This is a genomic window from Sphingorhabdus arenilitoris (assembly GCF_042651485.1).
Classification (GTDB): domain Bacteria; phylum Pseudomonadota; class Alphaproteobacteria; order Sphingomonadales; family Sphingomonadaceae; genus Sphingorhabdus_B; species Sphingorhabdus_B arenilitoris.
Genome location: NZ_JBHSDH010000013.1, coordinates 827,621 through 841,964 on the forward strand (window position 1 = coordinate 827,621; position 14,344 = coordinate 841,964).

At 54.1% G+C, this 14,344-nt stretch carries 11 protein-coding genes; 6 read left to right on the forward strand and 5 right to left on the reverse strand.

The window, feature by feature from the left end; translation table 11 throughout:
• Positions 1 to 7: 7 nt before the first annotated feature.
• The 4 genes from ACFOWX_RS08085 to ACFOWX_RS08100 are packed head-to-tail and all read right to left on the reverse strand — an operon-like array spanning position 8 to position 4,973.
• Positions 8 to 268 carry an RNA-binding S4 domain-containing protein gene (locus ACFOWX_RS08085; RefSeq protein ID WP_381423010.1) on the reverse strand — a complete coding sequence of 87 codons (261 nt, stop codon included), beginning with the start codon at positions 266 to 268 and terminating at the stop codon, positions 8 to 10.
• A gap of 6 nt (positions 269 to 274) precedes the next feature.
• The gene (locus ACFOWX_RS08090) at positions 275 to 3,151 is read right to left on the reverse strand and encodes a helicase-related protein (protein WP_381423012.1); all 2,877 of its coding nucleotides are present in this window, start codon (positions 3,149 to 3,151) and stop codon (positions 275 to 277) included.
• Positions 3,152 to 3,175: 24 nt separating this feature from the next.
• Entirely contained in the window at positions 3,176 to 4,417 is a 1,242-nt protein-coding gene (locus ACFOWX_RS08095; RefSeq protein ID WP_381423014.1) for an NAD(P)/FAD-dependent oxidoreductase, read from the reverse strand.
• Between the two features lie 13 nt (positions 4,418 to 4,430).
• Positions 4,431 to 4,973, reverse strand: a complete 543-nt coding sequence (locus ACFOWX_RS08100) for a flavin reductase family protein (RefSeq protein WP_381423015.1) — start codon at positions 4,971 to 4,973, stop codon at positions 4,431 to 4,433.
• A 109-nt stretch (positions 4,974 to 5,082) separates the two neighbouring features.
• Here ACFOWX_RS08100 and ACFOWX_RS08105 point away from each other — a divergent pair, with 109 nt between their 5' ends.
• The 6 genes from ACFOWX_RS08105 (at position 5,083) to ACFOWX_RS08130 (ending at position 11,770) form a co-directional block, all read left to right on the forward strand.
• The gene (locus ACFOWX_RS08105; RefSeq protein WP_381423017.1) at positions 5,083 to 6,267 is read left to right on the forward strand and encodes an acyl-CoA dehydrogenase family protein; all 1,185 of its coding nucleotides are present in this window, start codon (positions 5,083 to 5,085) and stop codon (positions 6,265 to 6,267) included.
• Between the two features lie 19 nt (positions 6,268 to 6,286).
• Positions 6,287 to 7,225: a DUF808 domain-containing protein gene (locus ACFOWX_RS08110; protein ID WP_381423019.1), complete on the forward strand. Its 939-nt coding sequence runs from the start codon at positions 6,287 to 6,289 to the stop codon at positions 7,223 to 7,225.
• Between the two features lie 26 nt (positions 7,226 to 7,251).
• Positions 7,252 to 8,082 carry an FKBP-type peptidyl-prolyl cis-trans isomerase gene (locus tag ACFOWX_RS08115; RefSeq protein ID WP_381423021.1) on the forward strand — a complete coding sequence of 277 codons (831 nt, stop codon included), beginning with the start codon at positions 7,252 to 7,254 and terminating at the stop codon, positions 8,080 to 8,082.
• Between the two features lie 220 nt (positions 8,083 to 8,302).
• Entirely contained in the window at positions 8,303 to 9,067 is a 765-nt protein-coding gene (locus ACFOWX_RS08120) for a TorF family putative porin (RefSeq protein WP_381423022.1), read from the forward strand.
• 216 nt (positions 9,068 to 9,283) lie between these two features.
• Positions 9,284 to 10,408 carry an alanine dehydrogenase gene (gene ald / locus ACFOWX_RS08125; protein WP_381423024.1) on the forward strand — a complete coding sequence of 375 codons (1,125 nt, stop codon included), beginning with the start codon at positions 9,284 to 9,286 and terminating at the stop codon, positions 10,406 to 10,408.
• Between the two features lie 87 nt (positions 10,409 to 10,495).
• A complete protein-coding gene (locus tag ACFOWX_RS08130) occupies positions 10,496 to 11,770 on the forward strand; it encodes a Xaa-Pro dipeptidase (RefSeq protein ID WP_381423026.1) in 1,275 nt (424 codons plus the stop codon).
• A 101-nt stretch (positions 11,771 to 11,871) separates the two neighbouring features.
• Here ACFOWX_RS08130 and ACFOWX_RS08135 read toward each other — a convergent pair whose 3' ends face one another.
• Positions 11,872 to 14,226 carry a TonB-dependent receptor gene (locus ACFOWX_RS08135; RefSeq protein WP_381423028.1) on the reverse strand — a complete coding sequence of 785 codons (2,355 nt, stop codon included), beginning with the start codon at positions 14,224 to 14,226 and terminating at the stop codon, positions 11,872 to 11,874.
• Positions 14,227 to 14,344: the final 118 nt, after the last annotated feature.

A 14,344-nucleotide genomic window follows, 5' to 3' on the forward strand; every position in this document is an offset into this window, starting at 1 on the left:
GTGATTATCATAAACAAAGATAATGGCTTTTCGCCTCTTCGGCTGGCCCGCGCCGATGGGGTAAAATTTCCATACGAATAACCAATATTCCCTCTCCGCGCGGCAAAGTAATCACATCGCCCAAATGGATCGCAAAGCTGGGCCGGGTTATTCGGTTGCCATTGACCCGAATATGCCCTTGCTCAACCCAATGCTGCGCCAACGTCCGGCTTTTGCTGAACCGCAAATACCAAAGCAGCTTATCAATACGAAGGCCAGCTCCAGACAATTCGCGTTATTTCTGCTTTTTGGGCGAATGCAACTCTTGAAGGGCCGCCAGCTGCAGCGCAAGCGACGACGGCGGAGCCGCGGGCTTGGCGGGTTGCGGCGCTGCTCTGCTGTCTTTTCCGCGATTGGTTTTCGGCCCTGACTTTTTGCGCTTTATATGACCCCGTTTCGCGTCCTGCGCCAGTTTTTGTCCGCGCGGCTGCGGTTTGCGCATACCGGCCCAGCGCCAATAGGTAAGCGGCGGAGCAGAATCGGTGGCCGGCAAGGACAGTTGATCTATTGACGTATCGCCGGTTTGGTCAGCGGCTTGGGCTTGATCTACGATTTCGGACGTGTTGCTGCCTTCGGTGGTAACCGAAATCGGCTCGGCCTCATTCCCCGGCACATTGCTCTCACCTTTCTGGCCGCCGCTGTCCGTCTCTTCGGGTGCAGGATCAGGCAACCCTGCAGGCGCCGCTGGTTCGCTGTCTACTCCTGTCTCGGCAGGTGCGTCTGCCTTCCGAAAACCAGCATCCGCCATCAAAGCATTCAGGCCCGCATCGCTGAGCCCCAATGAGGTTGCAAAGGTCATATCCAACCCGAACACCGCTTGATCGCCACGCGCTTCATGCGCTTTTTTGATCACGCGCTCGGCAAGGTCGATGCGCAGATATTCGCCCGCCAATTTCCGGTATCCGGCATTCCGGGCATCCGCGATGTTGGCAAAATTCCAGTCTTTCAAATGCACCGCGCTTTCAGGCGGCATTTCAGGCATGGACCGTTCGTCCCGCGCCGCAAATAATGCGGCCCGCCATTTCGCCGCTGCTGGTTTTAACGCAGCATGGTGGAATACATCGAGCGCGCCGAAAACAATTCCGCTTTTACGCGCTGTTCCGCGTGCCTCCTTGGGCAACGCACGCAACGCGTCGGACAAGAATGCCCGACCCGCAATCCCGCCCTCTTCGGCAAGCTGGACCGCCAAAGCCCGCACACTGGCGTCAGTCGCGGCATCCTGTGACACGTTATGTAGGGCAACAATTCCGCCCAAATGTTTTTCCAATTGCGCATTTATCCAGGCCTCTGCGCGGCTTTGCACGTCTTGCAAGGCGGCGGCGTCCAATGCGCCAACCGATTTAACCGGGCGGAATGACGGGGTCATCAAGCTGCGTCCTTTGATCAAATGGCCGATCAAATCACCCTGAAAATAGACTGCAGGCTGACGTTCTGCGTCTGCCCCCAGTTCAAAATCACTATCACCTGCCATTTTCACTTCCCTTGCCTTTTGCCGCAGCAGCAGAGCCAAATGCCGCTGCGCCGCTGCCAGAAATAATTTATGATCCGCTGCCTTCGCGCTTGCGTCAACTTTGAACGCGAATCCGTCAAGCCTGCCAATATCCTCGCCATCAACCAGAACGCGGTTAGCCTCGTCTATCACCACCGGCAAGAGCGCACTGTCTTTTGCCGCGCCGCGCATCAACTTGCTCAACCGTTTGTCGACAAAACGCTGACGCAGCGCATCATGCAGTGCATCGGATAACTTCGCTTCTAGCTGCTTTGCTCTATCGGCCATCGCTGGCGGATCGCTGAGCCAATCGCTGCGATGGCAAATATAAGTCCAGGTCCGCACCGCCGCGATACGCTGCGACAAGGTTGCAATGTCGCCCTGCAGATTATCCAGCCTCGCCAACTCCTGCGCGGCGTAAGCATGGGGCAAATGGCCATATCCCGTCGCCAGATGCGGCCACAGTGAGGCAATGAACCGGCTATGCGGTTCGGCGCCCAATTGCCGGAAATCGGGCAAACAAGCTGCTTCCCATAACCGTTCGACGGTTCGCGGACCGCGCAGTAAATCGGTCACAGCGGGCATGCCTGAAAGGCGTTTGAGCACGTCAAGGTCAATTGCTTGGGGAGCGGCGCGCAATTCGGGCCGTTCTGGCCGCAGCTCCAAATCGGCGATCAATGTCTGCACATTATCGAAACGCGGCTGCGCTTCCCGCCAATAGAGCCATTCGAGCGGCGCAAAGCGGTGATCCTCTATCGCCAAAATTTCTTCCGCCGTCATTTCCGGGGCTTCGCCTGACAATGTCCCGAAAGTGCCATCGGTTTGGTGCCGCCCAGCGCGTCCAGCAATCTGGGCCATTTCAGCTACGGTCAAACGGCGGCGGCGCACGCCGTCAAATTTGCCAAGCGCCGCAAAAGCAACATGGCGTACGTCCAGGTTCAATCCCATTCCAATCGCATCGGTGGCCACGATATAGTCGACCTCGCCCGATTGAAACATGGCCACCTGCGCGTTGCGGGTACGGGGGGACAGTGCCCCCATGACCACAGCGCAGCCGCCGCGCAGCCGCCGCAAGGTTTCGGCCATGGCGTAAACTTGCTCTACCGAAAATGCGACAACCGCCGACCTTTTGGGAAGGCGCGACAGTTTCTTTGCGCCGCCATAGCTTAAGGTTGAAAAACGGGGCCGCGATATAATCTCTGCATCAGGCAACAATTTTCGGATGAGCGGTGCCAGACTTTCCGAACCCAATATCATCGTTTCGGCAAATCCGCGCGCGTGCAGCATCCGGTCGGTGAAGATATGCCCCCGCTCGGGGTCGGCGGCCAGTTGCGCTTCATCCACAGCAACAAACGCAAATTCGCGCTCAATCGGCATCGATTCGACGGTGCAGCAATAGTAACGCGCGCCGGGCGGCTCTATCTTTTCCTCACCCGTAATTAAGGCTACCTGGCCCTCGCCCTTTATTTTGACAACACGGTCATATATTTCGCGTGCCAGCAGGCGCAGCGGAAAACCCATCATACCGCTGGAATGACCGCACATTCGCTCAACCGCCAAATGGGTCTTGCCGGTATTGGTAGGGCCAAGAACGGCGGTTAGAAATGCGTTTTGATGGGCCATGATTAAAAGGCGCTTTGGCCCGCCCTACCCCTCGCCACTTCCGGCCAATAAATCTTTCAATGTTTGGCTGCTATCCGCCAGCAACTCGGCGGGGATCGCTGCGCTCTGCTCCACTAATTTGCGTCCTTGCGCATAATCCTTCGTCGCGTTGACGCAATCGAGCGCAATGACCCGCCCGTCGCGCAAATATACGATAGAAAAGCTGCGCGCTGCCATATCGCCGCGCAGCACCGTTTCATCATAACCCGCCGAAATGCCCACCGTCTGCAACCGCAAATCATATTGGTTGGACCAGAACCAAGGAACAGCATGATACCGCGTAAGGTCCCCCATAATCGTTTTTGCAACCGCGCTTCCCATATCATTGGCATTTTGCACCGATTCCACCCGCATCACCTCTCCTGCGGCGAAACTATTGGCATGGGCAGCGCAGTCACCAATCGCGAAAATATCATCCAATGATGTCCGGCAATATTCGTCAACATCAACACCGTTGCCGCCAGCTGCACCTGCCTTTAGCAATGGCCCTACCGATGGAATAATGCCGATGCCGACAATCACCATTTGAGCAGGAACGGTCTCGCCGTTGCCAAGCAGGATACCGCTCACCTGAACTTCGTCACCGATCAGGCGTTCCACAGCGACACCGGTGCGCAGGGCAACGCCCTTTGCACGATGCTCATTTTCATAAAATGCCGATAAGTCAGGACCGGCAACCCGGGCGAAGACACGTTCCTGCGCCTCCAGCACCGTGACATTTTTGCCCAATTTGCGAAGCACTGCTGCCGCCTCCAGCCCGATATAGCCGCCCCCAACAACGGCCACATCATTCACATGGGACAGCTCGGCCATCATCGCATCGACATCGGCTTTGCTGCGCACCTGATGGACGCCGTGCAAATTTGCGCCGTCGCACATTAACGGGCGGGGCAAACCGCCGCCCGCCCAGATCAAATGACCATAGCCTATTTCCCGTCCGTCATTCAGCTTAACCTGTTTTGCACTGGCATCGACGGTATCCACATATTGCCCCAGAAGCATATCCACCCGGCGTTCCTGCCAAAAAGATGAGGGACGGATGAGCATGCGTTCAAATGGCTTTTCGCCGGAAAAATATTCTTTCGACAAAGGCGGGCGTTCATAGGGCAGTTCGTTTTCGCCGTTGATAATGGCAATGCTGCCTTCAAATTTTTGTTGGCGCAGGGCAATGGCTGCTTGCGCTCCGCCATGGCCGCCGCCGATTATCAATACATCAAACGCTGCCATAATCACTGCTCCATCACTGCTCGCTGCGGCTGCCATTCACAGGGGCCAGATATTTGCCATCCACATAAACCAGCGGATCTATATCTGGTCCTGCGTAGGCGGCAACAACTTCTCCGATGAAAATACTATGCGTTCCATGCTCTACCCGCTGTTCTTGGCGGCAAATAAAATAGGCCTGTGCATCGGCCAATATCGGCGGCCCAAAATCGCTTATCTGCCAATCGCCAGTGTCAAACCGCGCTTCACCTTGCCGTTCGCCACCGCAATGTCGGGCGATTTCTTCTTGCCCGCCGTGCAGCATATTGATCGCAAAATCCGCCCCCGCCAATAGCGGTGTATGTAGCGTCGCGTCCCGGTTGACGCAGATCAACATTATCGGCGGGTTCAGACTCACTTCGCTGACCGCAGTGGCCGACATCGCATAGCGCCGCCCGTCGCATTCGCAGCTGATAACCATGACCGATTTTGCAAAGCGGCGCAGGCCCTGCAGCATATCTGCCGCGAGCTGCGCCTTTTCATTGGCCGCATCCGGCCGATCGTCATTTAAGATTGTCATATATTTGGGGCGTTAGGCAAATGTCGCCAATCTTTCTACCCCTGATTTTGCCCTATGTCCCGCTATGCCTGCTTGCCGGGCCAGACATTAAATGGCAAACACCGTGGCTATGACAGATATCGCAACCTCAAATTTCGGCCCGCTAGACTTTGCTTTGGGCGATAACGCCGACATGATCCGAGAAACCGTTCACCGTTTTGCCAGCGAACAGATCGCACCTCTGGCCGCCAAAATCGACGCAGAAGACTGGTTCCCGCGTGACGAATTATGGCCTGCGATGGGCGCATTGGGGCTACATGGCATTACGGTCGAAGAAGCCGATGGCGGGCTTGGCATGGGTTATTTGGAGCATATTGTCGCGGTTGAAGAAGTTAGCCGTGCATCCGCCTCCATTGGACTGTCCTATGGCGCGCATAGCAACCTATGCGTCAACCAAATCCGCCGCTGGGGCTCGACAGAGCAAAAGACGAAATATCTACCGGGCCTAATTTCCGGCGACCATGTCGGCAGCCTCGCCATGTCAGAGGCAGGTGCAGGCAGCGATGTGGTTTCCATGAAGTTAAAAGCCGATGCGGTGCAAGGCGGCTATGTGCTGAACGGCACAAAATACTGGATCACCAACGCATCATATGCCGATACATTAGTCGTCTATGCCAAAACCAATCCAGAAGCTGGGTCGCGCGGTATTACCGCCTTCCTGATCGAAAAAAACGATGAAGGTTTCTCGATTGGTCAGAAGATTGACAAAATGGGTATGCGCGGGTCGCCCACGGCGGAACTTGTGTTCAACGATTGTTTTGTGAGCGAAGAGCGGATCATGGGTCCGCTGCATGGCGGTGTCGGTGTTTTAATGAGCGGCCTTGATTATGAACGCGTTGTCCTGGCGGGTATACAGCATGGCATCATGCAGGCCTGCCTTGATGTCGTGCTGCCTTATATCCGCGAACGCAAACAATTTGGTAAGCCGATAGGCGCGTTTCAACTGATGCAGGCGAAGGTCGCCGATATGTATGTCGCGCTCAATAGCGCGCGTGCCTATACATATGCAGTCGCTCGATCCTGCGATGCGGGGCAAACCACTCGTTTCGATGCGGCAGGCGCCATATTGCTGGCGTCTGAAAATGCCGTAAAAGTCGCGATGGAGGCAATTCAAGCGCTGGGCGGTGCGGGCTATACGAAAGATTGGCCGGTGGAACGCTTTGCCCGCGATGCCAAGCTGCTTGACATTGGTGCGGGCACCAACGAAATCCGCCGAATGCTGATCGGGCGGGAATTGATCGGCGCGGCTTCGTAACGACAAACAGGGACAATTTATGCCATCCGGATTATTTGCGCTGCTCGACGATGTGGCAACCATCACCAAAATGGCCGCCGCATCGATAGATGATATCGGCGCTGCTGCAGCCAAAGCCGGGACAAAGGCCGCTGGCGTGGTTGTTGATGATACGGCGGTTACCCCGCGATATCTGGTTGGGTTTCATCCGAGCCGAGAATTGCCGATCATCTGGCGGATCGCAAAGGGCTCTTTGAAGAATAAGCTCCTGTTCATTCTCCCCGTTGCATTGCTGCTCAGCGCTTTTCTGCCTTGGCTGATTACCCCAATATTGATGATTGGCGGCACCTATCTTTGTTATGAAGGCGCAGAAAAGCTGCTTCACGCCATAAAACCGCATGACGAAAGCTTGGATGAAAAGGCAACCGAGCTAACGAGCGAAGAACATGAAGAACAAATGGCAAGCGGCGCGATCCGGACTGATTTCATTTTATCGGCCGAAATTATGGCAATCGCGCTCGGTGAGGTTGCAAACCAATCTATTTATATGCAGGCCGTCGCGCTGATCGTTGTCGCTCTCGCGATAACGGTGGCAGTCTACGGGGTGGTCGCTGTCATCGTAAAAATGGATGATATCGGATTAAATTTGGCCAAAAGGAAATATAGCCTCGTTGCGAAATTTGGACGCGGCCTTGTCCTCGCCATGCCAAAAATATTGGGCGCATTGTCGGTGATAGGAACGGCTGCTATGCTATGGGTTGGCGGGCAAATTGTGATGCACGGAATAGAAGAATTTGGCTTCAAAACCGTTCCCCATGCACTGCATGATCTCGCCCATAATATTGGTGGCGCTATACCCTTTGTCGGCGGCCTTGCTGAATGGACGGTAAACGCCGCCGGAGCAGGCGTTTTTGGCGTGATATTGGGCGGTATCGTTGTTGCAATTCATCAACTGTTCACGCGCAAATCTGCACATTGAATCAAGAATTTATACATAGGAATTTCATGAAAATAGCTTTTTGGGCTTCGGCCGCTGCACTTGTCCTTTCACCTATTGCGGCCCCTGTTGCAGCTTATGCGCAGCAATCTGCTGGAAAAAAAGCCGCGACGAAAACGGCGGATCTGCGCTGTGATACCACAACTGCCTCCGGGTTGAGCTACACCATATTGAAAGCAGGCGCTGGCGATGCGCCGGGCGCGGATGACAGCGTCAAGGTTAACTATAGAGGCCGTTTGGCCAAGGACGGCACGCAATTTGACGCTGGTCAGGGCGCCAATTTCCCGGTCTCCGGCGTTATCGCGGGCTTTGCCGAGGGCTTGCAGCTCATGCAGCCCGGCGCCAAATTTCGGTTCTGCATTCCCGCCGCGCTTGGCTATGGCGATCAGGATAAAGGAACAATCCCGCCGGCTTCCGATTTGGTCTTTGAGGTGGATTTGATCGAAGTAAATAAAGCCGCCGCTCCTGTTGTACAGATTATTCCCGAAACCGAACGCCAATGCGAAATGACCACGGCGTCGGGCATGGGATATAAGGAATTGAACAGCGGGCTTGGTAATGCGCCAACCGATGAAGATGTGGCTTTGGTCAACTACAGAGTCTACCGCCCGGATACTGGCCAAGTGATGGACGCCAGCGATTGGCTGCAAATTCCACTGGCTCAAGCATCGACAGCGATTGGTGAAGCGTTAAAGCTTATGACTATTGGCTCATCCTATCGCTTTTGCATTCCCGGTGCGATGCTGGGGCAGCCACCAAAAGAAGATGGAACGCCGCCTCCGCCCGTAAATTTCCACATTGACTTGGTGGACGTAAAAAAGAGTTCCGAGCTGCGCTAACCAAATATTAGGGGTCAGTTTCTATGTGCCCTAAATGCCACAGTTTGGCAGATACGTCATCAATGCTGACATTATCTGTTGTGCCGTGCAGAAAAATAATGCAGCGAACTCCTCACATAGTTTTGAGATTGTCTCTCGCCAGAGCATTTGGCGTAATAAAATGACAACCAGACGAGATTTGCGGGGGGAACGTTATATATTTAACGTGAAAGGTATCTCTATGCGCAACTCTCTTCCAAAGAAAACTTTATTGGGCCTGTCGGCGCTACTCATGGCTTCGGCCGCTGTTCCCGCAATGGCGCAAGACGAAGCAGCATCCGAAGAATCGGCCAGCAGCATCACCATTTCCGGTTCCGCCGCCGTCACATCTGACTATCGCTTTCGCGGTGTCGCACAATCTGGCGGTGACTTTGCCATTCAAGGCAGCATTGGTGCGTCTCATGAAAGCGGTTTTTATGTCGGAACCTGGGGTTCATCAATTAACTTCGCCGGCGGCACCGAAATTGACGTCTATGGTGGCTGGTCAAAGGAAGTTGCAAGCGGCCTGACCGTCGATGTTGGCATGACCTACTATATCTATCCAGATGCGGGCGTTGCGACCGGCCCCACCGACTTTTTCGAACCTTATGCCAAAATTTCAACCACTATTGGTCCTGTTGAAGGTGTGTTCGGCGTCGCTTACGCTTGGGGCGGTCAAAGCGCTTTGGCCGACGAAAGCAATGTTTATGTATCAGGCGATTTGAGCACCGCAATCCCGGGAACCCCGCTGACCGCCACAGCGCATTTGGGTTATTCTGATGGCGACAGCTTCCTAAGCACATTGCAGGGCACCGATAATAATTATCTCGATTGGTCAGTCGGCCTCGATTATGCGATTACCGACAAGCTAACCTTCGGCGTCAAATATACCGACACCGATGATGCGCCCGCGCAAAAGGACTTTACCGATTCATCGATCCTCGCGACTTTGAGCGTTTCATTCTAATTTGAAACATACCGGTTAGTAAAAATAAGGGCTGCTCCTTTGTCGGGTGCGGCCCTTATTCATTTGCGGCAACGTCATTCACCAATTGGTTTATTGCGCGCAGCGAAACTGTCTTAAAATAATCTCTCAAACTGCCCCTGCTGCCTGAGATTCGCTCGACCTGATGCCCCCAAATCGCTATTTATAGCGTAAGGGTGCTAAGTCAGGAGAGTGGCAATGCATATTGGTGTTCCCAAAGAAATAAAAGTCCATGAGTACCGCGTGGGCCTAACCCCGCCATCGGTGCGCGAATATATTGCACGCGGGCATCAAGTCACCGTGCAATCGGGCGCAGGCGAAGGCATATTATGCACGGATGAAGCCTATATCGCGGCGGGTGCAAAAATCGCCGCCAGCGCCGCCGAAATATTTGCCAGCGCCGACATGATCGTAAAGGTGAAAGAACCACAGGCGAGCGAATGGCCTATGCTGCGGACAGGCCAGCTATTATTTACCTATCTACACCTTGCGCCTGATCCCGATCAAGCGAAGGGTTTGTTGGAAAGTGGATGCGCCGCCATCGCCTATGAAACGGTGACCGATGATCGCGGGTCCCTGCCCCTGCTGGCGCCAATGAGCGAAGTGGCCGGGCGGCTGTCGATTGAAGCTGCGGCCGAAGCAATGCGACGCAGCGAAGGCGGCGCGGGCATATTATTGGGCGGTGTACCAGGAGTAGCGGCGGGCCGGGTTACTGTTTTGGGCGGCGGGGTCGTGGGCACCCATGCGGCGCGAATGGCCGTTGGTCTGGGCGCAGAGGTAACCATCGTCGATCGCTCCATTCCCCGTTTGCGCCAATTGGATGAGATGTTCAGCGGCCGGATACGCACACGCTATTCGACACTGGATACCATCGAACATGAGGTTGCGATTGCCGATGCCGTGATTGGCGCGGTGCTTGTTGCTGGGGCGAGCGCGCCCAAACTGGTTACGCGCGAAATGCTGAAAATAATGAAGCCAGGTTCGGTTTTGGTCGATGTGGCGATAGATCAGGGCGGCTGTTTTGAAACCAGCAAGCCAACGACGCATGACCACCCGACCTTCGTTGTCGATGGCATCATCCATTATTGCGTGGCCAATATGCCGGGCGCAGTTCCCCAAACCAGTGCGGCTGCGCTCAATAACGCCACATTACCCTATGGATTGGCGCTTGCCGAAAAAGGCCTAGGCGCACTGAACACCGATACGGAAATCGGTCGAGGTTTATTAGCCGGGCTCAATATCTATGACGGTAAAGTGACCAGCGAAGCTGTCGCCAGCAGTTTGAATTTGGACTTTGTCGGCCCACTAGAGGCGTTAAATTGATCGCGAAGGAATAGACCATTTGCCAGTGGCTCGAAAACTGTTAGCCTGACGATTACATTCCCACGATGGCCGTTTAGGAGACCCGATTTGCGCCTTAAAATATTGGCATTTGCCGCGACCAGCTTTTTTGCCTTATCCGCCGCTTCGGCAGAAACCGTGATCTTAAAAGCTGGCGCGATGGTCGATGTCGTCCAAGGTAGCCTCGTCACCGATCCGGTTATCACAATCACCAACGGCATTATCGTGAAGGTCGAACGCGGCGATGCTTCTATTTCCGGCGATGCCACCATCATTGACCTAGGCACCAAAACAATATTGCCCGGCTTAATAGATATGCACGTACATTTGACTGGTAAAGCAACCGATCAGGGATATCGGCGTTTGCAAATATCCGACGAACGCGCAGCCATTACGGGCGTATTAAATGCCAAGAAAACACTGATGGCCGGCGTGACGACGGCGCGCAATGTTGGCGCGCCAAGCTTTTCCGACGTTGCCCTGCGCGATGCGATAAATGACGGTGATGTGGAAGGGCCGCGGCTGTTCGTTTCTGGCCCGCCGATTGGCATTACCGGCGGCCATTGCAGCGACAATAACCTGCTCCCTTCCGAATATGGGGTTGTGGGAGAGGGCGTCGCCGATGGACCGTGGGCTGCGCGGTCCATGGTACGCCGCAATGTTAAATATGGCGTCGACTTAATCAAAACCTGTTCGACAGGCGGCGTGCTATCCAAAGGAACGCAGGTGGGCGCGCCGCAATATACGGTTGAGGAATTGACCGCGCTTACCGAAGAAGCGCATAGCCATGGCCGAAAAGTCGCATCGCATGCCCATGGCGCCGAAGGTATCCTAAACGCATTGAAAGCGGGCGTGGACACAATTGAACATGCAAGCTTCATATCTGACGAAGGCATTGCGCTTGCGAAAAAGCAGGGCACATATTTGTCGATGGATATTTATAATACCGAATATATCTTGAGCGAGGGTGAAAAAGCCGGGTTCCTCCCCGAAAGCTTGGAAAAGGAACGCATGACTGGTGCCACGCAGCGGGAAAGCTTTCGCCGCGCCCACGCCGCCGGGGTCAAAATGGTGATGGGCACCGACGCTGGCGTCTATCCGCATGGTGACAATGCGAAACAATTATCACGGATGGTTCGTTTTGGCATGACCCCAGCGGAGGCGCTGCGCGCGGCAACCTATAATGGCGCAGATGCGCTGGGGCAAAAGGGCAAGTTTGGCGAAATCACCGTGGGTGCATCGGCGGATATTATCGCAGTCGACGGCGATCCTTTGACGGACATATCAATTTTAGAAAAAGTCGATTTTGTCATGAAATCTGGTCAAATATTTAAGACCGAATGACATTAGGGCTGATAAACCCGACCGCGAGATTTGAAATAAAAAAGGGAGCAGGACGATCACCCGCTCCCTTTTTTCATTAAACCAATTGGCAGCTTGCCCGCTTAGAATGTCTTCTTCAAACTGAACCCGATGCTGCGCGGCGGGGCGACGAATGTGCCGAAAGTCCGCACATAGACAGGATCGCCGTTGGCGTCGGTCACTGATTGATCCGCATCGGGGGTACCCCGTACGCCGGTTTCGCCAAATTTGTTAAACAGGTTGTTGACATATAGAGACGCTGACCAACCGTTACCCGCGACATTGGCCTGCAAATTATGGGTCGAAAATCCCGGCAGGATCAGCCCGCCCGCGCGGCTGCCGGTGCGAGTCAACACATTGGTATGCGCGGTCATGCCATAACTGAGTGTCAGGTCATAATCGCTGCTGAGCGGAATTTCATAATCCGCAAAGAAGCTGCCCTGATATTTGGGTGAACCGGGCAACCGGTCACCATCCTGCCCAGCGACGGGAATGGTTCCAAAACCTGGAGGCGTTAGCTCGTTCAACAAGAACGGCGATTCCGCCGTCAATGTGGCGTCCGTATAGCTGAAAGTACCCCGGAAGCTGAGCGCGTCGGTTGCATCCCATGCGCCGAAAAGCTCAAAACCCTGCGATTTCGCGCCCGCGCCATTAATGGTGATTGGCGATGATCCATTGATCGTCGCGGACGCAACCTGCGGATCGGCCCAGTCAATATAATAGACAGCACCATTCAGCGTCAGCGCCCGGTCAAACCATTGGGTCTTAAAACCAATTTCATAATTGGTTGTGGTATCAGGCGTAAATTCCAACTCATTGGGCAAGCCGCAGATATTCTGCTGCGTGTTACCGGGCTCGCAAGGGTCTAGGCCATTGCTATTGCCGATACGGAAACCTTGGCTAACCGTCGCATAAAGCAACGCATCGGACGTAAACTCATAGGATGTGTTCACTTTGAACAAAAATCCATTGTCTTTTTGGTTCGCCGGAGTGAAATTGAAAACGATCAAGTCATCCGGCGTGCGGCCATTTAACACTGTTTCCAATAGCGGTAAATCGACCGCTGATTCGGTTTTCAAATCATAGTCATAATAGCGGCCACCGACGGTCACCTGCCACGCATCGGTGAGCTGATAGCTTAGCTCCCCAAATACCGCAGCTTCGCGTAGATTGGAGTTGGCAGGCGCGATATATTCGATCGCATCGGGACGGCTACCGCCCAAAAATGCATCATAAAATGGTGTGAACTCGGTGCTGATCGAATTGGTTTTGTCTTTATTATAAAAACCGCCAAGAATGAAGCTGAATGGCCCGTCGAAACTGGAAACCAAACGCACTTCTTGGGTGAAGATTTTTGTCTTGTCCCTTTCCTCGGTGAATGCGGTGAAGGTTGGGAATTGTTCATAGCTATATTCCAAACTGATGAGCAAATCGGTTTGATCGCGGTTCCCATTTTCGCGGTGTTCGCTATATCCGGTTGCCGACACAAGCTTGGCAAAACCAAGGTCCAATTCCGCTTCCAATGCAACCAATTGCGTTTCACGGCGATTGGGTTCGCGTACGCGCAGGGCATTTTCATACCGGCCTATTGCAACAGGGAAATTGGTCAACCGGCTTTGCGAAAATTGCCGTCCTTCTGTGCGAGCGTCCTGGTAATAATAAGTCAGCGTCGCATCAAAAACATCCGATGGATTGAACCGGAGAGCGGCACGCGCCGAAAATGTCTCATCCGTATTCAAATCTTTTTGTGGGTTAAAATTACTCGCATCGGCAATGTCATTCGCGTTGGATACGCCAACCGTATTCACAATATAGGGATAATCAATGAAGCCGCGGTCATTGGTAAAGTCAACTGACCCCCGAAATGCAATGCTGTTGCCCAGCGGAATATTGATCGTCATTCCGGTATCGGTGCTGATGCCCTTACCCGATTTATAGGTATACGCATCACCGCGCAGCTCGCCGCCAATTTCCCCCAGCTTCGGCTTTACAGGAATATACCGTATCGCGCCGCCCAGCGTCCCTGCGCCGTATAATGTGCCTTGCGGCCCGAGCAGAAACTCAACCCGTTCAATGTCATTCAACCGCAAGTCAACGAAAAGCGGGATATCGCCTACATAAGTCGACACCGCGCCGCCGCCGTCATTGTTGCCGTCAAAAGACCCGAGGCCCGTCGCGTTTAGACCGCGGAAAACAACGGGTGTGCTGGACCGGTTGCCTTGGTCCAAAATATAAACACCGGGGACGGTTGCAGAAACTTCGCGTAGATTATCAAGGCCGCGCAATTCCAATTCCTTGGCACCCACGGCCGAGATATTGATCGGGACATCCTGTACGGTGCCTTCGCGGCGTGTTGCAGTAACCACGATCACATCGTCTTCTTGGTTTTCAGCTGCCTCTTGACTGTTATCTTGCGCATGCGCAGTGAATGGAGCCATGCTAGCCGCTAGGAAAAGCATAGTGCGAAGCGAATATCGGTTTTGTTTCATTATCGTTGACCTCATCATTGTTGGTTCTGCTAGTATTGCAACCGTCTGTGAAAACTATGTAACCGAG